The sequence below is a fragment of the Cnuibacter physcomitrellae genome (genome assembly GCF_014640535.1).
Taxonomy (GTDB): Bacteria; Actinomycetota; Actinomycetes; order Actinomycetales; family Microbacteriaceae; genus Cnuibacter; species Cnuibacter physcomitrellae.
This window is the reverse complement of sequence record NZ_BMHD01000001.1, coordinates 1,135,108-1,162,035: the sequence shown is the minus strand read 5'-3', so window position 1 is coordinate 1,162,035 and position 26,928 is coordinate 1,135,108. Positions and strand designations below refer to the sequence as shown.

General features: G+C 71.3%; 29 protein-coding genes and 1 tRNA gene. 18 read left to right on the top strand and 12 right to left on the bottom strand.

Annotated features, from left to right (window positions below; genetic code table 11):
- Positions 1-1,482 carry an MDR family MFS transporter gene (locus tag IEX69_RS05450; RefSeq protein ID WP_373284419.1) on the top strand — a complete coding sequence of 494 codons (1,482 nt, stop codon included), beginning with the start codon at positions 1-3 and terminating at the stop codon, positions 1,480-1,482.
- Between the two features lie 112 nt (positions 1,483-1,594).
- The gene (locus tag IEX69_RS05445) at positions 1,595-3,118 is read left to right on the top strand and encodes an amino acid permease (RefSeq protein WP_085020071.1); all 1,524 of its coding nucleotides are present in this window, start codon (positions 1,595-1,597) and stop codon (positions 3,116-3,118) included.
- A gap of 4 nt (positions 3,119-3,122) precedes the next feature.
- Here IEX69_RS05445 and IEX69_RS05440 read toward each other — a convergent pair whose 3' ends face one another.
- Both IEX69_RS05440 and IEX69_RS05435 read right to left on the bottom strand, forming a co-directional pair.
- On the bottom strand, positions 3,123-3,578 hold the full coding sequence (locus tag IEX69_RS05440) for a MaoC/PaaZ C-terminal domain-containing protein (protein ID WP_085020070.1): 456 nt from the start codon (positions 3,576-3,578) through the stop codon (positions 3,123-3,125).
- Between the two features lie 25 nt (positions 3,579-3,603).
- Positions 3,604-4,443: an SDR family oxidoreductase gene (locus tag IEX69_RS05435; RefSeq protein WP_085020069.1), complete on the bottom strand. Its 840-nt coding sequence runs from the start codon at positions 4,441-4,443 to the stop codon at positions 3,604-3,606.
- 96 nt (positions 4,444-4,539) lie between these two features.
- Here IEX69_RS05435 and IEX69_RS05430 point away from each other — a divergent pair, with 96 nt between their 5' ends.
- A complete protein-coding gene (locus IEX69_RS05430) occupies positions 4,540-5,214 on the top strand; it encodes an esterase/lipase family protein (RefSeq protein ID WP_229756238.1) in 675 nt (224 codons plus the stop codon).
- A gap of 67 nt (positions 5,215-5,281) precedes the next feature.
- Here IEX69_RS05430 and IEX69_RS05425 read toward each other — a convergent pair whose 3' ends face one another.
- On the bottom strand, positions 5,282-6,538 hold the full coding sequence (locus IEX69_RS05425) for an MFS transporter (RefSeq protein WP_085021495.1): 1,257 nt from the start codon (positions 6,536-6,538) through the stop codon (positions 5,282-5,284).
- Between the two features lie 81 nt (positions 6,539-6,619).
- Between IEX69_RS05425 and IEX69_RS05420 the strand changes: the two genes are divergently transcribed.
- From IEX69_RS05420 to IEX69_RS05410, 3 genes are read left to right on the top strand one after another with little or no spacing between them, the layout of a single operon-like run.
- Complete coding sequence (locus tag IEX69_RS05420; RefSeq protein WP_162818546.1) at positions 6,620-7,498, top strand: LysR family transcriptional regulator; 879 nt, start codon at positions 6,620-6,622, stop codon at positions 7,496-7,498.
- 47 nt (positions 7,499-7,545) lie between these two features.
- A complete protein-coding gene (locus tag IEX69_RS05415) occupies positions 7,546-8,286 on the top strand; it encodes a histidine phosphatase family protein (RefSeq protein WP_085020067.1) in 741 nt (246 codons plus the stop codon).
- Positions 8,270-9,142 carry an NAD(P)H-hydrate dehydratase gene (locus tag IEX69_RS05410; RefSeq protein WP_157127204.1) on the top strand — a complete coding sequence of 291 codons (873 nt, stop codon included), beginning with the start codon at positions 8,270-8,272 and terminating at the stop codon, positions 9,140-9,142. The genes IEX69_RS05415 and IEX69_RS05410 overlap by 17 nt, the downstream gene beginning before the upstream one ends.
- 35 nt (positions 9,143-9,177) lie before the next feature.
- Here the strand turns inward: IEX69_RS05410 and IEX69_RS05405 are convergent, their stop codons facing one another.
- Positions 9,178-9,564 (bottom strand): hypothetical protein, encoded by a 387-nt coding sequence (locus IEX69_RS05405; protein ID WP_157127203.1) that lies wholly within the window; start codon positions 9,562-9,564, stop codon positions 9,178-9,180.
- Between the two features lie 92 nt (positions 9,565-9,656).
- On the opposite strand from IEX69_RS05405, the gene IEX69_RS05400 reads away from it, so the two are divergent.
- The 6 genes from IEX69_RS05400 (at position 9,657) to IEX69_RS05375 (ending at position 15,396) form a co-directional block, all read left to right on the top strand.
- Positions 9,657-9,908 carry a DUF3253 domain-containing protein gene (locus IEX69_RS05400; RefSeq protein ID WP_229756237.1) on the top strand — a complete coding sequence of 84 codons (252 nt, stop codon included), beginning with the start codon at positions 9,657-9,659 and terminating at the stop codon, positions 9,906-9,908.
- On the top strand, positions 9,905-10,435 hold the full coding sequence (locus IEX69_RS05395) for a 2'-5' RNA ligase family protein (RefSeq protein WP_085020063.1): 531 nt from the start codon (positions 9,905-9,907) through the stop codon (positions 10,433-10,435). The genes IEX69_RS05400 and IEX69_RS05395 overlap by 4 nt, the downstream gene beginning before the upstream one ends.
- A 16-nt stretch (positions 10,436-10,451) precedes the next feature.
- Entirely contained in the window at positions 10,452-11,426 is a 975-nt protein-coding gene (locus tag IEX69_RS05390) for a diacylglycerol/lipid kinase family protein (RefSeq protein ID WP_085020062.1), read from the top strand.
- A 169-nt stretch (positions 11,427-11,595) separates the two neighbouring features.
- Positions 11,596-12,906, top strand: coding sequence for a hemolysin family protein (locus IEX69_RS05385; protein ID WP_085020061.1), 1,311 nt, complete (start codon positions 11,596-11,598; stop codon positions 12,904-12,906).
- A 139-nt stretch (positions 12,907-13,045) separates the two neighbouring features.
- Positions 13,046-13,837 carry an ABC transporter ATP-binding protein gene (locus IEX69_RS05380; protein ID WP_229756406.1) on the top strand — a complete coding sequence of 264 codons (792 nt, stop codon included), beginning with the start codon at positions 13,046-13,048 and terminating at the stop codon, positions 13,835-13,837.
- Positions 13,819-15,396: a hypothetical protein gene (locus IEX69_RS05375; RefSeq protein ID WP_085020060.1), complete on the top strand. Its 1,578-nt coding sequence runs from the start codon at positions 13,819-13,821 to the stop codon at positions 15,394-15,396. Before IEX69_RS05380 ends, IEX69_RS05375 begins: the two co-directional genes overlap by 19 nt.
- A gap of 30 nt (positions 15,397-15,426) precedes the next feature.
- Here IEX69_RS05375 and IEX69_RS05370 read toward each other — a convergent pair whose 3' ends face one another.
- A complete protein-coding gene (locus IEX69_RS05370) occupies positions 15,427-16,245 on the bottom strand; it encodes a DUF1206 domain-containing protein (RefSeq protein WP_085020059.1) in 819 nt (272 codons plus the stop codon).
- Positions 16,246-16,337: 92 nt separating this feature from the next.
- On the opposite strand from IEX69_RS05370, the gene gltX reads away from it, so the two are divergent.
- Positions 16,338-17,858, top strand: a complete 1,521-nt coding sequence (gene gltX, locus IEX69_RS05365; RefSeq protein WP_085020058.1) for a glutamate--tRNA ligase — start codon at positions 16,338-16,340, stop codon at positions 17,856-17,858.
- On the top strand, positions 17,855-18,826 hold the full coding sequence (locus IEX69_RS05360) for an NAD(P)/FAD-dependent oxidoreductase (protein ID WP_085020057.1): 972 nt from the start codon (positions 17,855-17,857) through the stop codon (positions 18,824-18,826). Before gltX ends, IEX69_RS05360 begins: the two co-directional genes overlap by 4 nt.
- A 208-nt stretch (positions 18,827-19,034) precedes the next feature.
- Here the strand turns inward: IEX69_RS05360 and IEX69_RS05355 are convergent, their stop codons facing one another.
- The 3 genes from IEX69_RS05355 to IEX69_RS05345 form a co-directional block, all read right to left on the bottom strand.
- Positions 19,035-20,270, bottom strand: a complete 1,236-nt coding sequence (locus IEX69_RS05355) for an RNA polymerase sigma factor (protein WP_085020056.1) — start codon at positions 20,268-20,270, stop codon at positions 19,035-19,037.
- Positions 20,267-20,728 carry a YciI family protein gene (locus tag IEX69_RS05350; RefSeq protein WP_085020055.1) on the bottom strand — a complete coding sequence of 154 codons (462 nt, stop codon included), beginning with the start codon at positions 20,726-20,728 and terminating at the stop codon, positions 20,267-20,269. The genes IEX69_RS05355 and IEX69_RS05350 overlap by 4 nt, the downstream gene beginning before the upstream one ends.
- A 111-nt stretch (positions 20,729-20,839) precedes the next feature.
- Positions 20,840-21,409 carry a hypothetical protein gene (locus tag IEX69_RS05345; protein ID WP_085020054.1) on the bottom strand — a complete coding sequence of 190 codons (570 nt, stop codon included), beginning with the start codon at positions 21,407-21,409 and terminating at the stop codon, positions 20,840-20,842.
- 151 nt (positions 21,410-21,560) lie between these two features.
- Here IEX69_RS05345 and IEX69_RS21065 point away from each other — a divergent pair, with 151 nt between their 5' ends.
- Positions 21,561-22,154: a hypothetical protein gene (locus IEX69_RS21065; protein ID WP_174604465.1), complete on the top strand. Its 594-nt coding sequence runs from the start codon at positions 21,561-21,563 to the stop codon at positions 22,152-22,154.
- Here the strand turns inward: IEX69_RS21065 and IEX69_RS05335 are convergent.
- Together IEX69_RS05335 and IEX69_RS05330 are read right to left on the bottom strand one after the other, a co-directional pair.
- Positions 22,139-22,729, bottom strand: coding sequence for a DJ-1/PfpI family protein (locus IEX69_RS05335; protein WP_085020052.1), 591 nt, complete (start codon positions 22,727-22,729; stop codon positions 22,139-22,141). The two genes, IEX69_RS21065 and IEX69_RS05335, sit on opposite strands and share 16 nt — an antisense overlap.
- Before the next feature lie 205 nt (positions 22,730-22,934).
- Positions 22,935-23,477: a GNAT family N-acetyltransferase gene (locus IEX69_RS05330; protein ID WP_085020051.1), complete on the bottom strand. Its 543-nt coding sequence runs from the start codon at positions 23,475-23,477 to the stop codon at positions 22,935-22,937.
- Positions 23,478-23,567: 90 nt separating this feature from the next.
- Here IEX69_RS05330 and IEX69_RS05325 point away from each other — a divergent pair.
- From IEX69_RS05325 to IEX69_RS05315, 3 genes are all read left to right on the top strand, one after another.
- A tRNA-Gln gene (locus IEX69_RS05325) sits at positions 23,568-23,639 on the top strand.
- A gap of 398 nt (positions 23,640-24,037) precedes the next feature.
- Positions 24,038-24,460, top strand: coding sequence for a type IV toxin-antitoxin system AbiEi family antitoxin domain-containing protein (locus tag IEX69_RS05320; protein ID WP_229756236.1), 423 nt, complete (start codon positions 24,038-24,040; stop codon positions 24,458-24,460).
- Positions 24,457-25,416 (top strand): nucleotidyl transferase AbiEii/AbiGii toxin family protein, encoded by a 960-nt coding sequence (locus IEX69_RS05315; RefSeq protein WP_085020049.1) that lies wholly within the window; start codon positions 24,457-24,459, stop codon positions 25,414-25,416. The genes IEX69_RS05320 and IEX69_RS05315 overlap by 4 nt, the downstream gene beginning before the upstream one ends.
- A 52-nt stretch (positions 25,417-25,468) precedes the next feature.
- On the opposite strand, the gene IEX69_RS05310 is transcribed toward IEX69_RS05315, so the two are convergent.
- Positions 25,469-26,725 (bottom strand): hypothetical protein, encoded by a 1,257-nt coding sequence (locus IEX69_RS05310; protein WP_085020048.1) that lies wholly within the window; start codon positions 26,723-26,725, stop codon positions 25,469-25,471.
- Positions 26,715-26,843 carry a sigma factor-like helix-turn-helix DNA-binding protein gene (locus tag IEX69_RS21195; RefSeq protein WP_373284486.1) on the bottom strand — a complete coding sequence of 43 codons (129 nt, stop codon included), beginning with the start codon at positions 26,841-26,843 and terminating at the stop codon, positions 26,715-26,717. The genes IEX69_RS05310 and IEX69_RS21195 overlap by 11 nt, the downstream gene beginning before the upstream one ends.
- Between the last annotated feature and the right edge of the window lie 85 nt (positions 26,844-26,928).

Below are 26,928 nucleotides of genomic sequence, written 5' to 3'. Positions count from 1 at the left end.
GTGACTGAAAGCACCCTGCCCGACAGCCGACTCTCCGGCGCCGAGCTCGACGCACCCGACGACGAGCGCCACGCCGGCCGCAACCGGCTCGTCATCAACATCCTCATCGTCTCGGCGTTCGTCGTCATCCTGAACGAGACCATCATGGGTGTCGCCCTGCCGCACCTGATGGCCGACTTCTCCATCACGGCGAACGCGGCGCAGTGGCTCACGACCGCCTTCATGCTCACCATGGCGGTGGTGATCCCCATCACGGGGTTCCTCATCCAGCGCTTCACCACCCGCCAGGTCTTCATCGCCGCGATGGCGCTGTTCAGCCTCGGCACGCTCGTCGCCGCGGCGGCACCCGGCTTCGAGGTGCTCCTGGTCGCACGAGTGGTCCAGGCGCTCGGCACGGCGATCATGATGCCGCTGCTCATGACCACCGTGATGACGCTGGTGCCCGCTCAGACCCGCGGACGCACCATGGGCAACATCTCCATCGTCATCTCCGTGGCGCCCGCGATCGGTCCGACCATCTCGGGCCTGATCCTCTCCGCGCTGTCGTGGCGCTTCATGTTCATCCTCGTGCTGCCCATCGCGATCGCGGCCCTGGTCATCGGTGCGATGCGGATCAAGAACGTGACCGTGCCGAGGCAGGTCCCGATCGACGTCCTCTCGATCGTGCTGTCCGCGTTCGCGTTCGGCGGGCTGGTGTTCGGGCTGTCCAGCATGGGCGAGTCGGCGAACGGCGGCATGCCCGGCTGGATCCCGCTGGTGGTGGGCGGCGTGGCGCTCGCGGCGTTCATCGTGCGTCAGCTGGTGCTCCAGCGACAGGACCGCGCCCTCCTCGACCTGCGCACCTTCACGGCTCGCACGTTCACCGTCTCCGTGCTCATGTTCGCCATCAGCATGATGGCGCTGTTCGGCACCATCATCCTGCTGCCGCTGTACATGCAGGAGGTGCTGCACCTCGACACCCTGGCGAGCGGGCTGCTCCTGCTTCCCGGCGGGCTGCTGATGGGTCTGCTGAGCCCGGTCGTCGGACGGCTCTACGACCGCTTCGGCCCGAGGCCGCTGCTCGTCCCCGGATCGATCGTGCTGAGCGGGGTGCTGTGGTCGCTCACCCAGGTGTCGCCCACGACTCCCTGGTGGGCCGTCCTTCTCGCCCACATCGGCCTGAGCGCCGCCCTCGCGTTCATGTTCACGCCGCTGTTCACCGCGAGCCTGGGTTCGCTGCGCCCGTCGCTGTACTCGCACGGCAGCGCCGTGGTCGGCACGGTGCAGCAGGTGGCGGGCGCCGCCGGGACGGCGCTGTTCATCTCGGTGATGTCGGCCGTCGCCGCGAGCCAGGTCGCGTCGGGTACGGATGCCGTGGCCGCTCAGGCGTCCGGCATCACGACCGCGTTCACCTACGGAGCCGTGATCTCGCTCTTCGGCATCGTGGCGGCGTTCTTCGTCCGTCGCCCCGCCGACTCCGACGCCCCCGCGATGGGGCACTGACCGCGTCGGGCGCCGCGGCGCGTGAGCGCTGCTGCCCGTCGCTCCGGCGTCTGCGCGCGTCAGGTTTTATGCTGACCTGACGCGCGCAGCCCTGTGCGCCGGAGGGGATGCCATGACCGACGAGCGAGAGCACCACCGCCCCGAGGCGCCGGCCGGGGAGGGTCCCGACGCCGCGTCGGGCTTCGCCTCCGAGCAGGCCGGGTACCACAAGGGTCTGAAGCCCCGTCAGCTGCAGATGATCGCGATCGGCGGAGCGATCGGAACCGGGCTCTTCCTCGGCGCCGGGGGTCGCCTGGCCGCAGCCGGACCGGTGCTGGTCGTCGTCTACGCGGTGTGCGGGTTCTTCGCCTTCCTCATCCTCCGCGCCCTGGGCGAGCTCGTCCTCCACCGGCCGTCGTCGGGATCGTTCGTCTCCTACGCTCGCGAGTTCCTGGGCGAGAAGGCGGCGTTCGTCTCCGGATGGATGTACTTCCTCAACTGGGCCATGACGGCGATCGTCGACTGCACGGCGGCCGCCCTCTACGTGCAGTTCTGGTCGGTGTTCACCGACGTGCCGCAGTGGCTCCTCGCCCTCATCGCCCTGGCCCTCGTGCTCACCGTCAACCTCGTCTCGGTGAAGGTCTTCGGGGAGCTCGAGTTCTGGTTCGCCCTCATCAAGGTCGTGGCGCTGGTCACCTTCCTGATCGTCGGGGCGGTGTTCCTCGGCTTCGGCTGGCCGACGGATGAGGGGCCGACCGGCCTGACGATGCTCGCCCAGAACGGCGGCTTCATCCCGAACGGCATCCTGCCGGCGGTCGTCATGGTGCAGGGCGTGATCTTCGCCTACGCGGCGATCGAGCTCGTGGGCACGGCGGCGGGGGAGACCCCGAACCCCGAGAAGGTGATGCCGCGGGCCATCAACTCGGTGATCCTCCGCGTCGCGGTGTTCTACGTGGGGTCGGTGCTGCTGCTCGCGCTGCTGCTGCCCTCCACCGTCTACTCGGCCGACGAGAGCCCCTTCGTGACGTTCTTCTCGCACATCGGCTCTCCCGAGGCCGCGGCGATCGCGGGCTCGGCGATGAACTTCGTCGTGCTCACCGCCGCCCTCTCGAGCCTGAACGCCGGTCTGTACTCGACCGGGCGCATCCTGCACTCGATGTCGCTCAACGGGGCAGCGCCCCGCTTCACGTCCCGGATGAACAAGGCGGGTGTGCCCTACGGCGGGATCCTCCTCACCGTCGCCATCGCCCTGGTCGGAGTGGGCCTCAACGCCGTCGTGCCGGAGCAGGCCTTCGAGATCGTGCTCAACATCTCGGCGCTCGGCATCGTGTCGAGCTGGGCGACCATCGTGCTGTGCCAGATCCAGCTGCAGCGGTGGGCGAAGCAGGGCAAGCTGAAGCGGCCCTCGTTCCGGCTGTTCGGGGCGCCGTTCACGTCGTACCTGACGCTCGTGTTCCTGCTCGCCGTGCTGGTCCTCATGGCGTTCGACTACCCGGTCGGGACCCTGACGATCTCGTCGCTCGTCGTGGTGATCCCGCTCCTCATCGTGGGCTGGTTCGTCTACCGTGGCCGCATCCTCGAGGCCGCGCGACGCCGTGAGGGGTACACCGGGGCGTATCCGGTGATCGCGAACCGGCCCCTCGACCCCGAGGAGTAACGCGTCAGCCGATGGCTGCCGCGCGGGTCAGGACCATCAGGTCCATGCGGCCCTCCTGCACGACCTCGTCGCGCTGATTCCGCAGCGTGACGACCCTCTCCAGGATGCCCGTGGTCCCGCTGGAGGTCAGCCGCATCCCCTGGATCGCCACCGTGCACGTCACGGTGTCGCCGATGAAGACCGGGCCGGTGAAGCGCCAGCCGTCGATGCCGAGGAGCGCGACCGCGCTGCCCTCGAAGACCCCGGTGCGCGCGATGAGGCCCAGGCAGAGCGAGGCGCCGAGCATGCCATGGACCACCCGCTGCCCGTATCGGGTGCGGGAGGCGAACTCGACATCCGTGTGCACCTGGTTGTTGTCGCCCGTCCACGCGGCGAACGACATGACGTCGGCCTCGGTGATCGTGCGCCCGGGCGTGACGAACGTCTGGCCCGGCTCGAAGTCCTCGTAGTAGTGGGGCATCCGACCATTCAAGCAGTGGCGTCCGTCAGGCGCGGCGCCAGTCGTCGCTGACGATGTGCGATCCGCCCTGCGGACCCATGAGCAGCATGCCGCCGTCGGCCACGATGCTCGCCCCGGTGACGTAGCTCGCGGCCGGGCTCGCGAGGAACGCGACGACCGCGCCGATCTCGGCCGAGGTGCCGGAACGGCCGAGGGGGATGCCCGGACGGTGCGTCGAGAGGGCCTCCTCCTCCGTCATGTCGTTCATCGGAGTCGCGATCTCACCCGGGGCGACGGCGTTCACCGTGATCCCGAACTCCGCGAGCTCCAGGGCCATCGTCTTCAGCAGGCCGCCGAGACCGTGCTTCGCGGCGTCGTAGGCGCTGAAGCCGACCCGGGGCTGATGCTCGTGCACGCTCGTGACGCCGATGATCCGGCCGCCCGTGCCCTGCTCGACCATGTGACGAGCGGCGCGCTGCATGCAGGCGAACGCGCCGGTGAGGTCCGCGGCGATCACGGTGTCCCACTGCTCGAGGTCGACCTCCAGGAAGTGCGCGGACGATCCCATCCCGGCGTTGTTGACGAAGACGTCGACGGAGCCGAGCTCCCGCACCAGCTCGTCGATGGTGGCGGCCGCGCTCGCGGCATCCGTGGTGTCGAGCTGCGCCACCACGGCGCGCCCGCCGCGGGCCCGCACCTCGGCGGCGGTGTCCTGCGCCCCGGCCTCGTCGCTGTGCCAGGTGATGCCGACGTCGAGGCCGGCCTCGGCGAGGGCGAGGGCCGTGGCTCGGCCGATGCCCGAGTCCGACCCGGTGACGATCGCCCGGAAGGGCTCGAACCGATCGGCGGGAGAGAGCGGGCGGGTGGACTCGCTGACGTTGCTCATGACGTCCACGCTAGGCACACTCCGGCTCGGATGCCCATCCCGGAGGGACTCTGTCGCACGCCGGCCCGGGAGGGCCAAGCTGGGAGGGTGGCGGACGTGGTGCGATCGGCGACCTGGATGGCCAGGGACCTCGCCACGGCGGCTCGTCTGCAGGCGGCCGGGATGCGGCGTCTCGAGTCGCCGGACGACTTCACCACGGGATCCCGGCGCCCCGTGCTGGCCGTGCCGGGCGTCTACGAGACGTGGCGGTTCATGCTGCCGCTGGTGCGCCTCCTGCACGGGGGCGGGCATCCCGTGCACGTCCTGCCGGACCTCGCGCACAACAGCCGGCCCATCGCCGACTCCGCCGAGCTCGTGATGGGCATCGTCGACAGGCTCGACCTCGAGGACGTGTTCGTGGTCGCGCACAGCAAGGGCGGCCTGATCGGCAAGTACGCGATGGTCCGGCTCGATCCCGCTGAGCGGATCACCCGGATGCTCGCGGTGGCGACACCGTTCTCCGGCTCCCGTCTCGCGACGATCGCGCCGTCCCGAGCGCTGCGGGCCTTCCGTGCGGACGACCCGATCACGCGCCTCCTCGTGGCGGAGGCGGAGGTCAACAGCCGGATCACGTCGATCTATCCGGCGCAGGATCCGCTGGTGCCCGAGGGCAGCGAGCTGCCGGGTGCCGACAACATCCGGCTCCCGATCGGCGGGCACTGGTCGCCGCTCGTGCATCCGACGACGCTCGCCGTGGCCCTCGCGCTCGCCGCCGACGAGCCGCTGCGCTGACGACCGCCGACGTCGACGGCCGCAGCGCCGACGGCCGCAGCGCCGACGGCCGCAGCGCCGACGGCCGTCAGGCGCGTCGGCGGGACAGGGCGAGGACGCCCAGCAGCACGACGGCCGCGGCGACGATCGCGAAGCCGAGCACGGCGACGCTCTGGGGGATCGTGAGCACGGCGATCCCGATGCCGAGCACGGGCACCACGAGGCCGAGGTACCCGGCGAGGAAGATGCCGGCGAGGGTCTCACCGCGGTGCGCCGGCGACGCGAGGCTACCGGCCGTGGCGAGGCTCGCCTTGAACAGGATGCCCGCCCCGGCCCCGGCCAGGACCCCGCCGATGAGGACCAGGGCGAGAGACGACGCCACGAGCGACAGGGTCACCCCCGCCAGCCCGACGACGAGGAGCGCGGTCCCGAGTCCGAGCTGGCGTGCGGCGCTCAGGCGTCCCACGAGCAGCTGGCTCACGGCTGCCGACCCGAAGACGGCAGCCACGACCAGGCCGGCCACGGCGTGGTCGGTGATGCCGAGGCGACCGGCGAGGAGCACGGGCGCGAGGGACGAGAAGAGCCCGAACACCGAGAACGCGCCGAACGCGATCGCCGCCGCGGCGAAGAAGGCGCCGCGACCCGATCGGGGCACCGCGATCCGCTGGGGCCGATAGGGACGCGAGGTGCCCGCGGGCACGGTCTCGGGGACGAGGCCCATCGCCACCAGCGCTCCGAGCAGCACGACGATGAAGACGACGTACGGAGTGACCAGGGGGAGCGCGACGAACTGGGTGAGCAGTCCCGAGACGAGCGAGCCGATCGCGAAGCCGCCCATGTTGGCGCCCGTGGAGAGCAGGCCGGCGCGCGACGGGTCCGAGTCGGGGTGCGCCCGCGTGAAGAGCTCGGTGATGTGCGCCGTCGCCGTCGCCGTGATCATCCCGATCCCGATCCCGCACAGCACCCGGGCGATGAGGAGCCCGGGGAGGTCGTTCCACACGATGAACACCACGGCGGAGACGACCTCGATCGCCAGGGCGGGCACCAGGATGCGCTTCCGCCCCACCCAGTCGCTGACGTGGCCGAGGAGGAACAGGCTGAGGATGACCCCGACCGCGTAGGCCGCGAAGGCGATGGTCACGACGAAGGTCGAGAACCCGTCCTGCTGCTGGTAGAGCGGCCACAGGGGAGTGGGGACGACGGAGAACGCCATCGCCGAGAGGAAGGCGAAGGCGACCACCCAGGTGCCGCCGGCGTGGCCCATCCGCCGCGGTCGATGCAGCGTGGCGCGGGTCGGAGCGGAGGTCTGAGCGGGGACGCTGCCGGTGGGGATCGTCGAAGTCACCACCCCAGGATGCGCGCGTTCATCCATCGTGTCCAACGCTGATACACGATGGTGACGATCGCGATATGCGATGATCAAGTCATGGAGATCCGCCAGGTCGAGACGTTCCTCGCGGTGGCCCGCGAGCTGAACTTCACGCGCGCCGCCGAGACGCTGCACACCGCGCAGTCGGCCGTGTCGGCGACGGTCCGCGGGCTCGAGCGCGAGCTCGGGCTCGAGCTGTTCGACCGCAGCACACGGCGCATCGTGCTCACCCCTGCAGGCGAGGCCCTGGTGCCCCGCGCGATCGACCTGCTCGACGCCGCGCAGGCGGCGAAGGACGCGGTCGCGGATGCGGCGGGACGAGTGACCGGCTCCCTCCGGATCGGCTTCATGGCCTCGGTCACGCTCTACGACATCCCCCGTCTGCTGGGGCGCTTCGGCCGGATGCACGGTGACGTGGCCATCAGCCTCCTCACCTCGCCGCAGGGGACGAGCGGCCTGGCCGAGATGCTGCGGAGCGGGGAGATCGACGTCGCGTTCCTCGCGGCGGGGACGGGGCTCGACGCGAGCATCCGATCCAAGACGCTCGCGTCGTCCCCTCTGGTGCTCGCGCTCCCCGAGGGGCATCCGTTCCTCGGCCGGTCGCGGGTGAGCCTGGCGGAGGCGGTCGGCGAGGCCCTGATCGACTTCCCCAGCGGGTTCGGCAACCGCACCATCGTCGATCGCCGGATCGCGCAGGCGGGCCTGGCCCGCACGGTCAGGTTCGAGACGAACGACATCGCCGACGCGGCGGAGCTCGTGCGGAACGGGCTGGCCGCCGCCTTCCTCCCTCGCTTCGTCGTCGACCGTCGCGAGCCGCTCCCGTGGGTCGAGGTCACGGGACTCGACGCCGAGCTCGCCGTGGCGATCGCGGTGTCGTCCGAGCGGCGCCTCCCGGAGGCGGCTCGGCGGCTGTGGGGTCTGGCGCTCGCCGACTGAGCGCAACCCCGGTGCCGGGATCACGCCGTCGTCGTAGCGTCGTCGTCATGGGTGCGAAGGAGCTGTGGCTGATCCGGCACGGGGAGAGCGAGGCGAACGTCGCCGCATTGCGGGCAGAACGATCGGGCGCCGAGGTCGTGGAGGCGCCGGCTCGCGATGCCGACGTCGCGCTGTCGGAGCTGGGGATCGAGCAGGCCAGGGCGGTCGGTGCCTGGCTCAGGGAGAACGCGCACCAGGGTGTGCCGACCTCCGCCTGGGTCTCGCCCTACGTGCGGGCTCGCCAGACGCTGGGCGCCGCGATGGCGGAGGCGGGTCTCGAGCTGGAGCCGAGACAGGACGAGCGCATCCGCGACCGCGAGCTCGGCATCCTCGACCTGCTCACCTCGCTCGGCGTGGACGTGCGCTACCCCGAGGAGGCCGAGCGGCGGCGCTGGCTCGGCAAGTTCTACTACCGGCCGCCGGGTGGCGAGTCGTGGGCGGATGTGGCCCTGCGCATCCGCTCGTTCCTGCGCGACCTCGATGACACCGACGACGGCGGAGTCTCGCTCGTCGTGGCCCACGACGCGGTCATCATGCTGTTCCTCTACGTCTGCGACGGCCTCGCCGAGGAGGAGCTGCTCGACTTCGCCCAGCAGCACACCGTGGGCAACGCGACGGTCACCCGTCTCGTGCGCCCGACCGGAGAGGGACCCTGGAGCGTCGGGGTGTTCGCGGACGCATCGCACCTCGAGCGCGTGGGCGTGCCGACGACCGAGCATGGAGGAGACCAGGATGCCGACATCCACTGAGCACGTGGTGACCCCCGACCTGCTGAGGGGGTGGCCGCTTCCCGAGGCAGGGGACTCCAAGTACGGCCGGGGCCAGGTGGTCGTGGTCGGCGGCGCCCGCCGGTCGCCGGGCGCGGCGATGCTCGCCGCGGAGGCCGCCCTCCGGGTGGGGGCGGGACGCCTGACGGTGGCTACGGCGGCCTCGGTGGCCCCGCAGCTGGCGATCGCGCTGCCGGAGTGCGGCGTCGCGTTCCTCGTCGAGACCGAGGACGGGCACATCGCGGGAGGCGACCTCGGCCCCGCCGTGCCGGACCTCGAGAGTGCGGACTGCGTGCTGGTCGGACCCGGGCTCGACGACGCCGACCAGGCTGCGGCCACGGTCCGCAGCGTCATCGAGGCGGTGGGCGAGGACGCGGTCGTGGTGCTCGACGCCTTCGGGCTCGGCGTGCTTCCCGGGCTGGTCGACGAGGTGCAGGCCCTGCGGGGCCGGCTCGTCCTGACCCCGAACCGCCAGGAGGCGGGGATCCTGCTCGGTCGGGAGCCGGGCTCCGACGAGTCCGCGGACGTCCTCGAGATCGCGGACCGGTACGGCGCCGCCGTCACCTGCTACGGGGTGGTCGCGTCCGCCGAGGGGGAGACGTGGCGGGTGGGCACGGGCTCGTCCGGGTTGGCGACGTCGGGCAGCGGGGATGTCCTCGGCGGCGCGGTCGCGGGACTCGCGGCGCGCGGCTGCGGCCCGGCGCAGGCCGCGGTGTGGGCGACGTACGCCCACGCGGCCGCGGGGGACCGGCTCTCGGTGGGCGTGGGGCCGCTGGGGTACCTCGCCCGGGAGCTGCTGCCCGAGCTGCCGAGGGCCCTCGTCGAGGTCGGCGGCTGAGCGGCCGGTTCGGCGGCTGAGCAGCCGACAGCGCGTCAGGCGGCGGAGAAGACCTTCACCTTGTTGATCGTGCTGTACAGCGCCGCCAGCAGGGCCACGAACGGCACCAGGATCCGCAGCGTGTAGACGAGCGCGGTGATGTCGAGGAAGTCGCCCAGCGCGAACGCGGCGATCGCGAGCACGCCGAAGACCAGCGTGTTGCCGAGCGGCCGCGGCCAGGTGATGAACGGAGCGGCGAACCCGACCGACGCGAAGACGATCCCGGTGTCGATGAGGAAGGCGCCGAGCTCGGCCCAGTGGATGTTCGGGGCGATGATCCACAGCGCGATGGCGATCAGCCAGAAGAGCACGAAGATCAGGCCCTTGAGCGGCGTCGCCACGACGTCGCCACCGGGGGTCTCCTGCGCGATCGGGTCCTTCACGATGATGCTCCTCGTCGTCGATGCGGCCGCCTGCGCAGCCGCCACCCACTCTACCGGTACACGATCCGCGCCGAGAGGAGTGTGATGGAGCTGTGGCGGACGACGAACAGGACTGGCGGGCGGTCATCCTCGAGCTGCTCGGGCAGAGGGCGGAGGGCGCCACGATCTGCCCTTCGGATGCGGCGCGGGCGGCCGGCGGCGAGCGGTGGCGCGACCGCATGGACGACGTGAGGGAGGCCGCTCACGGCCTGGTCGCCGACGGGGAGGTGGAGATCACCCAGCACGGCGAGGTCGTCGATCCGTCGTCGGCTCGCGGGCCCATCCGCATCCGGCGCCGCCGGTGAGGAGCGTCGAGCTGACCCTCGACGGGGCGAGCGACGCGGCCGTGCGAGAGGACTGGGGCCGGCTCGCCGACGCCGGACTGCCCAGCCTCGCCGACCACACCGGAGCGAGCAACCGCCCGCACGTCACCCTGGCGGCGGGGGAGCGGCTCGAGGTCGACGAGCCGCGGCTGGCGGCCGCAGCGGCGACGGCCCTCCCTCTGAGCCTGTCGTTCTCGGGGCTCCTGCTCTTCGGCGCCCGCGGGGGTCGGTTCGTGCTCGTGCGGGCGGTGGTGGTCTCGTCCGAGCTCGCGGCTCTCCACGGCTCGGCCTCACGGCACATCACCGGGGCGACGCCGACGTCGCTGCCCGGCGCGTGGACTCCCCACGTCACGTTGGCGCGGCGACTCTCGGCGCCGCAGGTGTCGACGGCGCTCGAGGTGCTCGACGCGTCCGCTCCTCCTGCGCTCGCGGACGCGTGCAGGCTCTGGCTCGGCGAGGTCAAGGTGGTGCGCGAGATCGCCGGTCAGGGCACAGTGGGGAGGATCTGAGGATTGAGAGGGACGTGTGGCTGAAGCACGGTTCGCGGCGCTGGTCTACAACCCGGTGAAGGTCGATGTCGAGGCGTTGAAGGCGGCGATCGCCGACGAGGAGGCCGCCACCGGGTGGGCCGAGACGCTCTGGCTCGAGACCACCCAGGAGGATCCGGGGCCTGGCCAGGCGCGGGAGGCGATCGGGCGCGGCGCCGCCGTGGTGATCGCGGCCGGCGGTGACGGGACGGTGCGCGCGGTGGCCCAGGAGCTGCGCGGCACGGGGATCCCTCTCGCGCTGCTGCCGTCCGGCACGGGGAACCTGCTGGCGCGCAACCTCGACCTCACGCTGGGGGATCCGGTGAACGCCATCTCGACGGCGTTCACCGGCGACGATCGCCCCATCGACGTGGGCGTCATCGACATCCGCAGCGAGAAGGGGTCCGTCTCGCGCTTCGCCTATCTCGTGATGGCGGGATTCGGGCTGGATGCGAAGATGCTCGCGAGCACCGACGACGACCTGAAGGCGAAGGCGGGCTGGCTCGCGTACGTCAAGGCGATCGTGCAGGTGCTGCGGGATCGGAACGAGCTGCGGTTCCGCTACCGTCTCGACGACACCCCGGCCCGGTCGGTGCGCGCCCACACGATCATGATCGGGAACTGCGGATCGCTGCCGGCCAACATCCTGCTGCTGCCGGAGGCGGCGATCGACGACGGCGAGTTCGACATCGTGGTGCTGCGCCCCGAGGGCTTCCTCGGCTGGGTGCAGATCACGCTCAAGGTGTTCTGGGAGAACGGCGTGCTCCGCCGGACGTCGGCGGGCCGGCGCTTCCTGTCGAAGGGCGAGCGCGAGATCCGTGCGCTCAACTATCTGAAGGGCCGGGAGCTCGTGATGCGGCTCTCGCGTCCCGAGGACATCGAGCTCGACGGCGACGGGTTCGGCAAGGCCACCGCCATCCGCACCTGGGTCGACCCGCGGTCGCTGGTCGTGAAGGTGCCGGCGGAGTCCTGATCCGGCGCACCGCGACCCCGCGGTCACCCGGGCCGGCACCCTCAGCCGACTCAAATGGAGCCCGGCTACCCTCGATGAGCATGACGCGCACAGCCGAACCCACGTCCGACTGCCATAGTCCCAGCGCCCGGGTGACCCCGGGCGCATCCCGAACCGCAGAGGGCCGCCGGTGAACGGCGACCTCCTCCTGAACATCGTCCTGGTGGTGGTGTTCGTCCTCATCGGCGGTGTCTTCGCCGCCACGGAGATGGCCCTCGTCACCCTCCGCGAGAGCCAGATCTCGGCCATCGCCCAGCGCGGTCGGCGCGGCGGCAAGGTCGCCGAGCTCGCCCGCAACCCCAACCGCTTCCTCTCTGCCGTGCAGATCGGCGTGACGGTCGCGGGCTTCGCCTCGGCCGCATACGGGGCGTCGTCGATCGCGCCCTCGGTCGCGCCTCTCCTCGTCGGATGGGGGCTGCCGGAGTCGGCCGCGTCGACGATCGCGACGATCGCGCTGACGCTCGTGATCGCCTACCTCTCGCTGGTGCTCGGCGAGCTGGTCCCGAAGCGGCTCGCCATCCAGCGCAACGCCCAGTTCTCCTACGCCGTGGCCCCCGTGCTGAGCGGGTTCGCCACGCTCATGCGCCCCGTCATCTGGTTGCTCTCGATCTCGACCAACGCGCTCGTGCGCCTGCTGGGCGGCGACCCGCACAAGACGGGCGACGAGATGACCGAGGAGGAGCTCCGCGACATCGTGTCGAGCCATGAGGGGCTCCCGGAGGACGAGCGGCGCATCCTCGACGACGTGCTCTCGCTCCGGGGGCGGCAGGTCAGCGAGGTGATGCGCCCGCGGCCCGAGGTGGTCGCGCTCGACGCGTCCGGCCTCGTCGGCGACGCCGTCCAGGCGGTCGCCGACCAGCCCTACTCGCGATACCCCGTCCGAGACGCCTCCATCGACGACATCGTCGGGTTCGTTCATGTCCGCGACCTCTACGACGCCGTCCACGACGACCCCGCGCGGCCTCTCTCGTCCCTGACCCGGCCGATCGCGTACGTGCCGTCCACCGCCACCGTCCTCGCGACGCTCACCGGGATGCGGGCGAAGGGGGACCAGATCGCCGTCGTGATCGACGAGTACGGCGGCACCGACGGCATCGTCACCCTCGAGGACCTGATCGAGGAGGTCGTCGGCGAGATCTTCGACGAGTACGACACGGAGTCGACCTCGGGCGGGATCGCCGTCGTCGACGGCCTTGTCGACGGTCGGCTCAACCTGACCGACTTCGAGGAGGCCACCGGCATCGCGCTGGAGCGCGGATCCTCCGAGACCGTCGCCGGCTTCGTGACCGAGCGGCTCGGCCGCCTCGCCGCCGTCGGCGACACGGTCGAGGTGCCCGGCGCCACGCTCGAGGTGGTGCAGATCGAGCGGCGTCGCATCGCGCAGGTCCGCGTGGTGCGGCGCGAGGACGAGGCCGTGGCCGTCGAGGCCGTCGCGTCCTGACCCGGCGGCGAGTCGGGTTGCCCTGCGCGGCGCGAGCCGATTGGGTTGAGAGACCGGCCGGACGAGGCCGGGCACGAATGAGGGGACACGCGTGACCGATCCATCCCAGCCCGCGACGGGCATCCCGACACCGGCACCGGTGACCGGCCTCCCGTCACCGACTCCGGCCGACACCTCGCTGCCGGCGATCGAGCTCACCGGCCTCTCGAAGCGATTCGGTGAGAAGGTCGCCGTCGACGACCTCAGCCTCACCGTGCCGACCGGCTCGTTCTACGGCCTCGTCGGCCCGAACGGCGCGGGGAAGACGACCACGCTCTCCATGGCGACCGGGCTCCTCCGTCCCGACGCGGGCCGCGCGCTCATCCACGGCGTCGACATGTGGGCCGAACCGCTCAAGGCCAAGGCGCTGCTCGGCAACCTCGCCGACGGCGTCAAGCTGTTCGACCGTCTCACCGGCGAGCAGCTCATCACCTACAACGGCATGCTGTTCGGGCTCGATCGGGACACCGTCGCCGCCCGCGCGGCCGACCTGCTGCGGCTGCTCGACCTCGAGAGCGCGGCAGGCACCGTCGTCGTCGACTACTCGGCCGGCATGACGAAGAAGATCGCGCTGGCCTGTGCCCTCGTGCACGCCCCGCGCATCCTCGTGCTCGACGAGCCGTTCGAGTCGGTCGACCCGGTGTCGGCGGCGAACATCCGCGACATCCTCACCTCGTACGTCCGCGACGGCGGCACGGTCATCGTCTCGAGCCACGTCATGGACCTCGTGCAGCGGATGTGCGACCACGTCGCCGTGGTCTCGAACGGCCGTGTGCTCGCGGCCGGGACCGTGGACGAGGTGCGCGGCACGTCGTCGCTCGAGGACAGGTTCGTCGAGCTCGTCGGCGGCCGTCACCACGCGGAGGGCCCGGAATGGTTGCGACACTCGTAAGGCTGCGCTTCCGCATCCTGGGCAACAACCTCAAGAGGAGCACGTGGCAGCTGGTCGCCACCATCCTCGGCGGGCTGTACGCGCTCGGCATGCTGGGCGGTCTGCTCCTGGCCCTGATCGTCGCCGGTCAGGCCGGTGACCCCCGATGGATCGGCGTCGCCGTCGTGCTCGGCGGGTCGCTCCTCACGCTCGGCTGGGTCGTCGGCCCGCTCCTCATCGGGGGAGTCGACCAGACGCTCGAGCCGGCACGCCTGGCGCAGTTCCCGATCCCGTTGCGGACGCTGCTCGTCGGCATCACGGTCGCGGGCATGCTGGGCATCCCGGCGCTGGTGAGCCTGGTCGCGGGCCTGGGCACGGTCGCGGCGTGGATCCGCGTCCCGGCCGCCGCGATCGCCGCGGTGCCCTGCGCCGTGCTCGGCGTGCTCATCGCGGTCGTCGCCTCCCGCACGGTCGCCGCGCTCTCCGCGAGCCTGCAGTCGAGCCGTCGCTACCGGGAGCTGAGCAGCGTGATCATCCTGTTCGCGGTCATCCTCATCTACCCCGCGATCATCTTCTTCACGCAGGGATCGGGCACCTTCGTCGACACCCTTCCGGGACTCGCGAACGGCCTCGGATGGACCCCGCTCGGCGCCTCGTGGGCCGTGCCGGCCGCGATCGCGGGCGGGGACTGGGTCGGCGCCGTGCTCCGTCTGCTGATCGCCCTGGCCACGGTCGTGCTGCTGTTCGTGCTGTGGCGGCGAGCGCTCGCGACGGCGCTCGTGACCCCGCCGTCGGCGGAGATCAAGCGTGTGGCCCGGGGCAAGATCGGAGCCTTCGCGTGGGTTCCGCAGACGCCGGCGGGCGCGGTCATGGCCAGGAGCCTCACGTACTGGCGGCGAGACCCGCGCTACGGCCAGCAGCTGATCTCGGCGCCCCTGATGCTCGTGATCCTCTGGTTCTACTCGACCATCAACGACGGAGCGCCGTTCCTGATGTGGGGTGGACCGATCGTCGGGTTCTTCCTCGCGATGGTGCTCGTGACCGACATCTCGTACGACGGCACCGCCTTCGCCACGCACCTCATCGACGGGGTCCGCGGCCGCGACGACCGTCTCGGGAGGGTCGCCGCCGCCGCGGTGATCGCCGTCCCGCTCACGCTCATCGCCACGCTGATCGGCGTGGGGCTGACCGGGGAGTGGACCCGTCTGCCCGCGATGCTCGGGCTCGCCTTCGGCGCCCTCGCGACGGGCTACGGGGCGGCGAGCGTCTCGAGCGCCCGCTTCGTCATGCCGGTGAAGCAGGCGGGCGACAACCCGTTCAAGTCGACGCCGGGGGCCGGGTTCACCCAGGGCCTGCAGACGTTCGCGGTCTGGGGCATCGTGCTCCTCGTGCTGTCGCCCGCGATCGTGCTGACGGTGCTCGACCTCGTGATCGGTCCGCTGTTCGGCTGGATCGCGCTGATCGTGGCCCTCGTCATCGGCGTGGTGGCGCTCATCATCGGCATCCGCGTGGGCGGCCGTCTGCTCGACCGCACCGGTCCGACGCTCCTCGCCCAGCTCAAGCGGATGCGCAACGCCTGAGCCGCGGCGGAGGCCCGGTGGGCCGTCTGGTCACAGGCGCGCCCACCGGGCACGAGCACCGAGGAAGATGCCGTACGCGATGAGTCCCACGCCGACGGCCGACAGCACCACGACCCCGAAGGGGAGTGCAGCAAGGGCCTTCAGCGCGCCGTCGAGGCCCGACGCCTGCTGCGCGTCGTGGGTGAACGCGGCGACCACGAAGAGCACCCCGACGACGGCGAGGGCGATGCCCTTCGCGACGTATCCCACGACGCCCAGGGTGACGACGGCCGACCCGGCGGGCTTCGGGGGCACCACCAGCTTCTTCGTGAAGCTCCGCCGGACGCCGATGACCACGAACGAGACGCCGGCGGCGAACACGCCGATCCCGATCGCGACGACGAGGAAGACGCCGCCAGGCGACGCCAGCAGGGTCGCGCTCATCGACGAGGTGGACTCGGACGAGCTCGAGTCGGATCCGAGCGCCACCGACAGGGCGGTCCCGCCGATCACGAGGTAGACGGCCGCCTTCGCCCATTCGCCGATGCGCTTCGCCCAGCGCTTCTTGGAGTCCTCCTCGTGCACGAGGAACCCCGAGATGATCTGCCACAGGCCGAGCGCGAAGAGGCCGACCACGACGATCCAGACCACGGCGTATCCGATCGGATTCGACGAGAGCTGCTTGAGCGCTCCGGACTGGTCGGCCTCCTGCGACCCACCGGCTCCGACCGCGACCGCGATCGCGATGATCCCGATGAGGATGTGGAGCAGGCCGTTCACGGCGTAGCCCGTGCGGGCCAGGATCCTGAGGACGGGGTTGCCCTCGGCTGTGCGTGCCGCGGACTTGGCCGTTCCCGATGCGCTTCCCATGGGATCCAGCCTGGTCCGACCGGCCCGGCTCGCACAGGGCCGTGCGGCTGAGCATGGCTCGCCGAATGAGGGGCCCGTAGAATCGAGTCGACATGAGCACCGACATCCATCCCTGGTCGACTGCCACCGGCAGCGACGTCCGTGTCCGCTTCTGCCCGAGCCCCACCGGCACGCCGCACGTCGGCCTGGTGCGCACGGCGCTCTTCAACTGGGCGTACGCCCGCCACACCGGCGGCACGTTCGTCTTCCGGATCGAGGACACCGACGCCGCCCGCGACTCGCAGGAGAGCTTCGACCAGATCATCGACGCGCTCACCTGGCTGGGGCTGGACTGGGACGAGGGTGTGAACGTCGGCGGACCGCACGGCCCCTACCGGCAGTCGGAGCGCTACGGCATCTACACCGACGTGATCGAGCGGCTCAAGGCCTCCGGGCACGTGTACGAGAGCTACTCGACCGCCGAGGAGATCGACGCCCGCAACGAGGCCGCCGGCCGGCCGAAGCAGCTCGGGTACGACAACCACGACCGCCACCTCACCGACGAGGAGCGGGCGGCGTTCCGCGCCGAGGGCCGCGAGCCCGCGCTCCGACTCCGGGTGCCGGACGAGGACCTCTCGTTCACCGACCTCGTGCGCGGCGAGATCACCTTCCCCGCCGGGTCCTTCTCCGACTTCGTCGTCGTCCGGCCGAACGGCCATCCGCTCTACACGCTCGTGAACCCGGTCGACGACGCGCTCATGGGGATCACCCACGTCCTGCGGGGCGAGGACATCCTGTCCTCGACGCCCCGTCAGATCGCGCTCTACCGCGCCCTGATCGACATCGGCGTGACGACGTTCGTGCCGCGCTTCGGCCACCTCCCGTACGTGATGGGGGAGGGCAACAAGAAGCTCTCCAAGCGCGACCCCGAGTCGAACCTGTTCCACCACCGCGACCGCGGGTTCATCCCCGAGGGGCTCATCAACTACCTGGCCCTGCTCGGCTGGTCGATCGCCGCCGACCGCGACGTGTTCTCCATCGACGAGATGGTGGCCGCGTTCGACGTCGAGGACGTGCTGCCCAACCCGGCACGCTTCGACCTGGCCAAGGCCGAGGCGATCAACGGCGACCACATCCGCCTGCTCGACGTCGGCGACTTCGCCGAGCGTCTCATCCCCTACCTGCAGGATGCGGGCATCCTCGGCGAGGAGGTGCCGAGCGAGCAGCGTGCCGTCCTGGCCCAGCTGGCTCCGCTGGTGCAGACCAGGATGGCGCTGCTGGGGGAGGCTCCGGCTCTGCTGGGCTCGTTCTTCCGCTCCGCCGCCGAGCTCGAGTACGACGAGTCCGCGGTGGCGTCGCTGCCGGAGAACGCCGGTCTGGTGCTGGCCGCGGCGATCGAGGCGCTCGAGGTGGTGCCCGAGTCGGAGTGGCAGCACGAGCGCATCCAGGAGACGCTGGCGGCTGCGCTGATCGAGGGACTGGGGCTCAAGCCGCGCGTGGCGTACGGACCGCTCCGCGTCGCGCTCTCGGGACGCCGGGTGTCGCCGCCGCTGTTCGAGTCGATGCAGATCCTCGGCAGGTCCGAGACGGTCGCCCGTCTGGTCCGCCTCGCCGGGGAGCGCACGCAGGCATGAGCACCGTCACGAACGTCGATCCCGGCGCCGTGTCCGTCCCCGGGTTCGCGGGCGACGACTACGAGGTCGTGATCATCGGCGGCGGTCCCGCCGGGCTCTCCGCCGGGCTCAACCTGGTGCGCCAGCGCCGGCGCGTCCTCATCCTCGACAGCAACCGGCCCCGGCACTCCGCGACGCTCGTCTCGCACGGCTTCCTCACCCGCGACGGCGTCTCCCCGCTCGAGCTGCGTGGGCTCGGCCGGGAGGAGTTCTCGGGGTACCCGACGGCCGAGTTCCACCAGGGTCTGGTGTCGTCGATCGCACCTCGCGACGACGACGGCTGGTTCGCGATCTCGGCCCGCGGCGTGCGCGGGTCCGCCGACCGGTCGGTGCGCGCCCGCGTCGTCCTGCTCGCCAGCGGGCTCGCCGAGACGCTCCCGGGCCTGCCCAGCATCCGAGCCTTCTACGGCACCGCCCTGCACAGCTGCATCGAGTGCGACGCGTTCGACAAGAGCGCGGCCCCGCTCGCGCTCCTCGGCGACACCGCCGACCTCCACGAGCGTGCGGTCCTCATCTCACAGGTCACCGACGACCTCGTCGTCTTCACCCTCGGGTCGGATGCCGTGACGAGCGACGAGGAGGCCGACCTCCTGGATCGCGGGGTGCGTGTCGAGCGTGCCGCCGTGTCCGACGTCGCCGGCGACCGCTCGGGCATGACGGGCGTCGTGCTCGCCGACGGGACCGTCGTGCCTCGCACCGGCGGGTTCGTCCGCCCGCACTGGTCGGCGCCGCTCGAGTTCGCCGAGGCGCTCGGCCTCGCCCGCGACGCCGACGGCTTCGTCCAGGTCGACGGTGTCGGCCGCACGAGCGTTGCGGGCGTCTGGGCGGCGGGCGACATCACCCCGCCCGGCCCACAGCAGCTCATCGTCGCCGCCGGCGCCGGCGCCCGCACCGCCGCCGCGGTGAACCGCACCCTCCTCGCCCTGTAGCCCGCGCCCGCGCCCCCGCGTGGCGCCCCCGCGGCCGCGCGCTCCTCGAGTGCCCCCAGGAAAAACGTTTCCACGCGCCGTGCAACCGCTCCTTCTGGGTGTACTCGATCGCGATCTTTTCGAGCACACCCGGAAGGAGCGCTTTCCACGCGCGCTGAGACGTTTTTCTTGGGGGTACTCGCCCCGGACGCGAGACGCGGGACGCGGGTCAGAGGGCGGCGAGCTTCGCCTCGAGGACGGCGCGGGTGCGCGCGTTCTGCGCGAGGGTGGCCGCGGTGGCGAGCTCGGAGCGCGCCTCCTCGGTGCGGCCCAGCTGCGCCAGCAGCTCGCCGCGCACGCTCGGCAGCAGGTGCGAGCCGCGCAGGGCGCCGTCGCCCGCGAGCCGGTCGACGATGAGCAGGGCGGATGCGGGCCCCGTCGCCCGAGAGACCGCCACGGCCCGGTTGAGGTCGACGACGGGATTGGGTGCGAGGCGGCCGAGCGCCTCGTAGAGGAGCACTATCCGCTCCCAGTCGGTCTCGTCCGCCGACGGTGCCATCGCGTGGCACTCCGCGATCGCCGCCTGCAGGCCATAGGCGCCCCGTCCGCGGCCCAGCGCATCCGCCCGCCGGAGTGCCGCTCGGCCGCGCTCGATCTGAGCGCGATCCCAGCGCGTGCGGTCCTGGTCGTCGAGCAGGATGGGGGAGCCGTCGGCCGCAGTGCGGGCCGGGAACCGTGACGACTGCAGCTCCATCAGCGCCACCAGTGCGTGCGCCTCGGGCTCGCGGGGGAGCAGCCCCGCGACCATCCGCCCCAGGCGCAGCGCCTCGTCGGCGAGCTCGACGCGCATCCACCGGTCGCCGGTCGTCGCCGAGTAGCCCTCCGTGTAGACGAGGTAGACCACGCCGAGCACCGCCGACAGGCGTGCCCGCCACTCGGACGGCTCGGGCGTCTCGAACGGCACGGCGGCGGCGCCGAGCGTCTTCTTCGCCCGGACTATCCGCTGTTGCACGGTGGCGACGGGGACGACGAACAGGCGCGCGATCTCCTCCGTGCTGAGGCCCGCGACCACACGGAGGGTGAGCGCGATCTGCGCCTCCTTCGAGAGCACCGGATGGCAGGCCGTGAAGACCAGGCGCAGCACGTCGTCGTCGATCGGCTCCCATCGGTCCTCCGCATGCTCCTCGAGCTCCGCCGCCATCGCCCGATGGCGTTCGTCGAGACGCTCGCGGCGACGCCAGGTGTCGATGAGGCGCCGCTTCCCGACGGTGGTGAGCCAGGCTCCGGGGTTGTCGGGCATGCCGCCGTCCGGCCAGGAGCGGAGCGCCTCGACGAACGCCTCCTGCGCCAGGTCCTCGGCGAGAGCGAGGTCGCCGCACGCTGCGGCGAGGGTGGCGACGATCCGCCCGCCCTCGATGCGCCAGACGGCGTCGAGGGTGGGGCGGACGTCGCTCGCCGGGGTCACGGCGCCTCGTCGCCCTTCGCCGCAGCCGCGGCGGCGGTGGCCTCGGCCGCGCGCCACTCGCTCTCCTTCTGGATGTACTCGTTGTCGGCGAAGTCCGCGAAGTCGCTCTCGTCGGTGACCCGACGCACCTCGAGCTTCGAGCCCGGACCGAGCGGGCAGCGCTTGGCCCACTCCGCTGCCTCCTCCTTCGAGGAGACCTGGATGATCCAGAACCCGTTGAACAGCTCGTGGATCTCGCCGTAGGGGCCATCCGTCACCGCGGGCGGCTCGGACGCGAAGTCGACCACGAAGCCGGTCGTGTCGACGTCCTCGGCGAGGCCCTCGCCCGCGAGGAGCACACCCGCCTTGATCATCTCCTCGTTGTACCGGCCCATGCGGGTGATGACCTCGTCGAAGGGGATGTCCTTGTACGCCTCGACGGCAGCGGGGGTGGCGCGCATGATGAGCATGTACTTCATGGTGTTCTCCTGACGTGGGGGCGCCGTGTGCGCCCTTCTACTATCCCGTCGAACGAGCGCTCGCTCGATCGACACGACGGGGGAGAAATCTCGGAACGGATCGCCGAGACGTCAGAGTCGGTGGCCGTCGAGCCAGCGGCGACGCTCCGCGAGGAGGTCCTCGACCTCCGCCGCGCCGATGCGCTCGAGCCCGATCAGGTCGATCGTCACGTCGTGGGCCTCGATCACGACGGTGCGCGCTCCGATCGTCGTGGCCGCCCACCAGTGCGGTCCGGCGATCCACAGCTCGAACGCCTCGGGGCTCCCCTCGACCGGGATGGCGGAGATGCGGTCGGGCAAAGGGTCGAGGGCCGCGACCGGCCGCTCCCATCCTGCCCGGAGCGAGTCCCGGGCGAGCCATCGCATCCGCAGCTCGGCGACCCGGTGGCGCACGTCGCCCTCGAGCGAGTGCACCTGCACGTCGAACGGCGTCCCGCTGAGCGCGGGGGCGGGGAGGATGGTCCGGGCGTAGGCGAGCACCCGGCGAGTGCCCGAGAACGACCAGTCGTGGACCATGCCAGGGCCGTCCCACCCGGCGAGCCCGAACACCGGGGCGAGCGGCAGCGTGTCGCGGACGCGGTCGTCGCCGTCGTCCAGGCGGGCCCTGTGCTCCTCGGGACCCCGCTCTCCGGGCTGCTGCATGCGCTCAGGGTAGGGCGGCAAGGTTAACGGTCGTCGTGACCGACGGTGTCCCGCGCGCCGGAACCCCTACGCGAGGAGACTGCTGTCCGGTATCGTCGTGGAGTCGTGATCGAGCGAGGATCGCGCATCGGCATGCTTCGGTGGGGAGAGCATGAACGTCGCTGACATCGTGAGCGCGGGAGTCGCCGCGCTCGAGCGCATCCCTCGGTCGGTCGCCTCGGGGATCGTGATCGGCACGCTCGGCGCCGGTGCCGCCGTGCTCGTCGCGGTCGCGTTGTCCGGGACGCATCTCGGGGGCGGGGCCGGAGGGTCGACCGGCGTGGGCGGAGTCCCGGCGTCGGATCTGCGCACCGCGACTCCGTCGCCCTCCGCCCCCGTGTCCACGGTGCCGACGGTGACGCCCACGCCCGCGCCGGCCCCCGGTCCCGCGCCTGCCCCTGCTCCTGCTCCGGAGGACAGCGGGTCGGGTGGATCGGGAGGGTCGGACGGATCCGGAGGATCGGACGGGTCCGAGGGGCCCGGGCCGGCGGATGCGCCACCGCCTGCGGACCCCGGCGCCCCCGCCGATCCGGGCACGCCCGCCGAGCCGGGTGGCGGAACCGGTGATCCCGGCGGTCCGGGCGGCAGCGATCCCGGAACGCCCAGCGACCCCGGAACGCCCATCGACCCGGGTGCTCCCGCGGACCCGGTGACGCCTTCGGATCCGGGCGTCCCCGGAACCCCTGCCGGTCAGACGGGCGGGTGAGGGTCGTACTGGATCCCGCGGCGCACCTGTCGGGCGCGATCGACCCCGGCGATCCGGGCGACGAGGTGCAGCGCCATGTCGATCCCGGCGGAGACGCCGGAGGAGGTGATCACGTCGCCGTCGTCGACGAAGCGCGCCTCGGGCTGCACCTCGATCGAGGGATCGAGCTCGGCGAGCAGGTCGAGCGAGCCCCAGTGCGTCGTGGCGGGACGGCCTCGCAGCACGCCCGCAGCGGCGTAGACGAGGGCGCCCGTGCACACGCTGGTCAGCAGCGGCACCGTGTCACGCTGCGCACGCACCCACGCGAGCTCGCGCTCGTCGGCCAGGCGCGCCCGCGTGCCGAACCCTCCGGGGTAGAGCAGCACCTCGAGCGGCGGGGCCTCCGCGACCGTCGTGTCGGGCAGCAGGCGCAGGCCCTTCGCGCAGGTCACCGGGTCGAGCGTGTCGGCGAGCATCCGCACCTCGTACCCGTCCTCGGGGAAGGTGCGCGTCCAGTAGGCGAGCACCTCCCAGGGCCCGACAGCGTCGAGCTCCTCGACGTCGTCGAAGAGCAGGATCCCGATCGTCTTCACCATGCCGCCACGCTATCGCCGCCGCGCCGTCGACGCCCCCTCGCGGACTGCCATCCGTGCCCCGATGTCCGCCAGATCTGGCCGGGCGAGCGGAGGTGAGCGTCGAAAGGGAGTCTCAGAGCCGACACGGACGCCAGAGCGGCGCGTAGTCGCTCTCAGGCTCCCTTTCGACCGTCACCGCTTCGATGCCGCCGGCAGCGTCAGGGCCTCAGGTCCGGTCGGAGGGGAGGAGGGCGTACAGGTCCATGTCGTGACGCTCGTCGCCCACGGGATGAGCGGACCGCATGGTCCCCTCGCGGACGAAGCCGAGCCGCTCGGCGACCCCACGGCTGCGGGCGTTGTGCGCGGCGGTGTGGAGCTCGACGCGCGCGAGGCCCAGGTCGTCGAACGCGTGATCGACGAGTGCCCTCGTCGCCCGGGTGACGACGCCGCGACCCTCGTGGGCTTCGTCGATCCAGTATCCGATCTCCGCGACGGAGGTGAAGGTCCGGATGCGCAGACTGATCGTCCCGACGGGCTCGCCCTGGTACCGGATCACGCACGGCACCTCCGTGCCCTCGGCGAGCGCGTGCAGGCTCGCCACGGTGAACGCGACGGTCGCCTCGCGCGTCGGCTCATGCTGAGCCCACGGCTCCCAGAGCCGCAGTCGATCGATGTTCGCGACGGTGAGAGCGAACACCGCATCCACCGTCGACGTGTCGCGGAGGGCGAGGTCGTAGCCGTCGCCGAGGTCGTGAGTGAAGAGTGCCATCGACGGGATGCTACCCCGCCGCGCCGTTTTGGCACCGGGGCTCGTCGTGGGCTACAGTAGACCGTCGGTTCGAGCTTCGGCTGGAACCATTGGGGTATGGTGTAATTGGCAACACGGCTGATTCTGGTTCAGTTGTTCTTGGTTCGAGTCCAGGTACCCCAGCAAGAAAAACCCCCGGCCTGACCGGGGGTTTTCTCGTTCTGAGCCCGGCTCGCGGGGGCGATGCTCGGGCGCGGCGCTGCAAAGAGACGACCACGAGGAGCAAACGTGGGTCGCTCTACGCGCTGGTCCCCGTAGTTCCATCGACTCGACGCACGCGACATCGGCGCCGTCCAAAACAGGCGTGGATAAAACCCACACATCATTGAGCTGACTGTGCAAGGATCTTATCCATGAAGGAGTTGGACGAGTCGCTCCCGTCGACGTTCACGACGGGGACCTCACGAGCGCACGGAGTGCATCCGCGAGACCTCTATGCCTGGCGAGATGGCGGGCAGATCCGCGAACTCTCTCGCGGGGTCTTCCGTCGAGCAGACGCCCCACCGGCGTCGTACCCAGACATGATCGCCGTGGCGTACCGCGCTCCTCGTGCGATCGTCTGCTGTATCTCGGCGGCGGTGATTCACGACCTGACGGACGAACTGCCAACGTCGGTGCAGATCGCGGTACCCAAGCGGTCGCATACGCCGGTGATCGCTTACCCGCCCGTGACCGTGTTCCGCTTCGAGGAGGCCACGTTCGAGCTCGGCTTGACCGCGTTCGAGGCCGGGCCGGGGGAGCGCGTGCGCGCCTACGACGCGGCGAGGACGGTGGTGGATCTCATGAGATTTCGGAGACGCCTTGGCGAGCCGATCGCGCACGCCGCGCTTCACCGATACCTGGCGGCGCCGAGCTCGAAGCCGGCGCTGCTGCTGGACTACGCGGAGGCGCTGGGGACGTTCGGGCCGGTGCGTGCTGCGCTCGATGTCGCGAGCGCCCGATGAATCGCCCCACGCGAGAGAGCGCTGCAGGGCGCGCATACCTCGACCTGCAGAACCAGGCTCGCCGCCAGAGCAGTGGCACGCAAGAACTGCTCACGATGTACGTCGTCGAGCGCTGGCTGTCGCGGATGTCGCGATCACCGTACGCCGACGACTTCATCCTGAAGGGCGGGATGCTGCTGGCTTCGTTCGGCACCCGCCGTCCCACGGTCGACGCCGACGCCCTCGCACGCAACATGCCCTCCGACGAAGAGACCGTCGCTCGCCGCGTCGCTGACATCGCCGCGATCGAAGACCCAGACGACGGCGTGGAGTTCCTGCCGGACACGGTCACCACTGCGGTGATCCGCGATGACGCGCTGTATTCCGGCGTGCGGGTGACGATGACGGCGCGACTCGCAACGGCGCAGGTGAAGCTGCGGCTCGACATCAACTTCGGCGACCCCGTGACTCCGGCCCCGCGAACGGTCGAGCTGCCGTCGCTGCGGTCGGACGCTCCGCCGATCCGCATCCTGGGCTACCCGATCGAGACGGTGCTCGCGGAGAAGCTCGTCACCGCGATCGAGCTGGGACGAGCGAACACGCGCGTGCGCGACTTCGCGGACATCCACCTCGTGACCGGCACACAGGCTCTCCAGTGCGGGGCACTGCGTGACGCGCTCACGGCGACCGCAACGTTCCGCGGAACCACGTTGATCCCGTTGGCGCACGCCACCGAGGGGCTCGCAATGCTCCGAGACTCGACCTATGTCGCTTACCGGAAGGGGCTCGGCGAGGCGGGCGCGACTCTGCCAGAGAGGTTCTCCGACACCGTTGCGGCGGCTGCCGACTTCGTCGACCCGGTGCTCGACGAGCTCGACGCCGAGGCCGTGTGGAGCCCCGCCGAACGGAGGTGGAACACGGCACGCGTCATGCCGGCTGAGTCGACCGAATCGGCTACGGGTAAGACCGACCTGTGACGGTTTCTGTCGGACCTGGCCGCAGCCGATCCGGTGACCAGAAACCGTCCCGCTACCGCGCGACGCCGACGTTGCTCAGCACGACGTCGACGAACGCGGGCAGGCTGTCCGCCGTGGGCACCGTGACCTGGATCCAGTTGTCGTCGATGAGCACGACGGCGCTCAACCCGTCCGGGGTAATGTAGGCCTCGCCGGGGAGCGAGCCGGTGGGCTGCCAGGCCGGCGCGTCGGCCGCCTGCCGAGCCTCGGCGAAGAACGAGGCTCCGCCCGGCAGGACCGATGCGCTCGCCTGAAGCGAGCCCGAGTCGAGATCCGCCCAACTGCACTGGAAGGCCCCGACGAGCTGCTGCGCCTGGAACGCACCGGGGTCGTTCTCGCCTCCGCTCGACTTGTAGTCGGACCACGTGCCCCCGAACAGCGCGTCCAGCTGGTCGGTCGTGGCGAGGTCGGGGCAGTCGTTCGCTCCCCGGATCGCACCCGAAGGCGGCTCCCACAGCGGTGCCGGCGCGCCCAGCGCCACGACGCGAGGGTAGATCAGGGAGTACGCCTGGGTCATCTCCTGCTGCTGCGCGTCCGAGATGCCGACAGCGGTCTCGGGTACCCAGCCGGTGACGAGCACTCCATACCCGTTGACCCGGTCCACGAAGCCCGCGAAGTTCGGGTTCGTACCGCTCGGGACCTCGTACACGCGCGTGTCGGGACCGAAGCCTGCGATCGGATCCGCGTCGGGCCAGTTGGCGGCCATGCGGATCCTCTCCTCGAACGCGGCGTCGGACACGTCCGGTGCCACGATCAGCGAGACCCTCAGGGCGCCCATCGGGAGGTATCCGGTCGAGGGATCCGCGGACGCGGAGACCATCCCGCAGGAGAGGTATCCAGCGCGGGCATCGACGTACGAGTTCGAGTACGGGGCCGCTTCGGCGGCCACGAGCTTCAGGGGCCCGTACTGATCGCTGATGTCGGTCCCCTGCGTCAGCTCCTCGCAGATCGTCGGCACGCGCACGCTGGGCGCCGCCGCCGGTGGCGGAGGCGTCGGCGTCGGGGTGGGCGTGGGCGACGGGGTGGGGGTGGCCGTGGGTGTGGGGGTCTCTGTGACGATCGGCGCGGGCGGCTGGCTCAGCGTGACGCCGAACGCCACCGCTCCACCGATGGCGCCGAGACCGAGCACGGTCGCCAGTCCGACGACGAGGCCGGTCCTGGCGCCGCGCGAGGCGCGACGGGGCGACGCGGCGATGCGTCGCTCGACGCCGTCCTGGATCGAGGCGACCCTGCGCTCCAGGTCGTCGCCTGTGGGAGGCTCATTCCTCATGACTCACCGCCTTTCGTAGGCGTCTGCGTGATCGGGAGACACGTTGACGGACGGAGTCGACCGACAGGCCGAGCTCGCGGGCGACCTCGTCGTAGGGGCGGTCCTGCACGAGGCACAGCTCGCAGACCCGGCGATCGAGGGCGGGGAGCCTCTCGATCTCGTCCAGGACCCACCGGAGGCGGTCTCGGGTGTCCTGCTGGTCG

Excerpts from the sequence above, each read along its gene's own strand:
- IEX69_RS05350 (WP_085020055.1), bottom strand. The coding sequence starts at position 20,728 with ATGAAGTACATGCTCATCATGCGCGCCACCCCCGCTGCCGTCGAGGCG.
- IEX69_RS05315 (WP_085020049.1), top strand. The coding sequence starts at position 24,457 with ATGAATCGCCCCACGCGAGAGAGCGCTGCAGGGCGCGCATACCTCGAC.
- IEX69_RS05375 (WP_085020060.1), top strand. The coding sequence starts at position 13,819 with ATGGTTGCGACACTCGTAAGGCTGCGCTTCCGCATCCTGGGCAACAAC.
- IEX69_RS21065 (WP_174604465.1), top strand. The coding sequence starts at position 21,561 with ATGAACGTCGCTGACATCGTGAGCGCGGGAGTCGCCGCGCTCGAGCGC.
- IEX69_RS05310 (WP_085020048.1), bottom strand. The coding sequence starts at position 26,725 with ATGAGGAATGAGCCTCCCACAGGCGACGACCTGGAGCGCAGGGTCGCC.
- IEX69_RS05435 (WP_085020069.1), bottom strand. The coding sequence starts at position 4,443 with ATGAGCAACGTCAGCGAGTCCACCCGCCCGCTCTCTCCCGCCGATCGG.
- IEX69_RS05320 (WP_229756236.1), top strand. The coding sequence starts at position 24,038 with ATGATCGCCGTGGCGTACCGCGCTCCTCGTGCGATCGTCTGCTGTATC.
- IEX69_RS05330 (WP_085020051.1), bottom strand. The coding sequence starts at position 23,477 with ATGGCACTCTTCACTCACGACCTCGGCGACGGCTACGACCTCGCCCTC.
- IEX69_RS05445 (WP_085020071.1), top strand. The coding sequence starts at position 1,595 with ATGACCGACGAGCGAGAGCACCACCGCCCCGAGGCGCCGGCCGGGGAG.
- gltX (WP_085020058.1), top strand. The coding sequence starts at position 16,338 with ATGAGCACCGACATCCATCCCTGGTCGACTGCCACCGGCAGCGACGTC.
- IEX69_RS05360 (WP_085020057.1), top strand. The coding sequence starts at position 17,855 with ATGAGCACCGTCACGAACGTCGATCCCGGCGCCGTGTCCGTCCCCGGG.
- IEX69_RS05415 (WP_085020067.1), top strand. The coding sequence starts at position 7,546 with ATGGGTGCGAAGGAGCTGTGGCTGATCCGGCACGGGGAGAGCGAGGCG.
- IEX69_RS05370 (WP_085020059.1), bottom strand. The coding sequence starts at position 16,245 with ATGGGAAGCGCATCGGGAACGGCCAAGTCCGCGGCACGCACAGCCGAG.
- IEX69_RS05410 (WP_157127204.1), top strand. The coding sequence starts at position 8,270 with ATGCCGACATCCACTGAGCACGTGGTGACCCCCGACCTGCTGAGGGGG.
- IEX69_RS05335 (WP_085020052.1), bottom strand. The coding sequence starts at position 22,729 with ATGGTGAAGACGATCGGGATCCTGCTCTTCGACGACGTCGAGGAGCTC.
- IEX69_RS05420 (WP_162818546.1), top strand. The coding sequence starts at position 6,620 with ATGGAGATCCGCCAGGTCGAGACGTTCCTCGCGGTGGCCCGCGAGCTG.
- IEX69_RS05440 (WP_085020070.1), bottom strand. The coding sequence starts at position 3,578 with ATGCCCCACTACTACGAGGACTTCGAGCCGGGCCAGACGTTCGTCACG.
- IEX69_RS05345 (WP_085020054.1), bottom strand. The coding sequence starts at position 21,409 with ATGCAGCAGCCCGGAGAGCGGGGTCCCGAGGAGCACAGGGCCCGCCTG.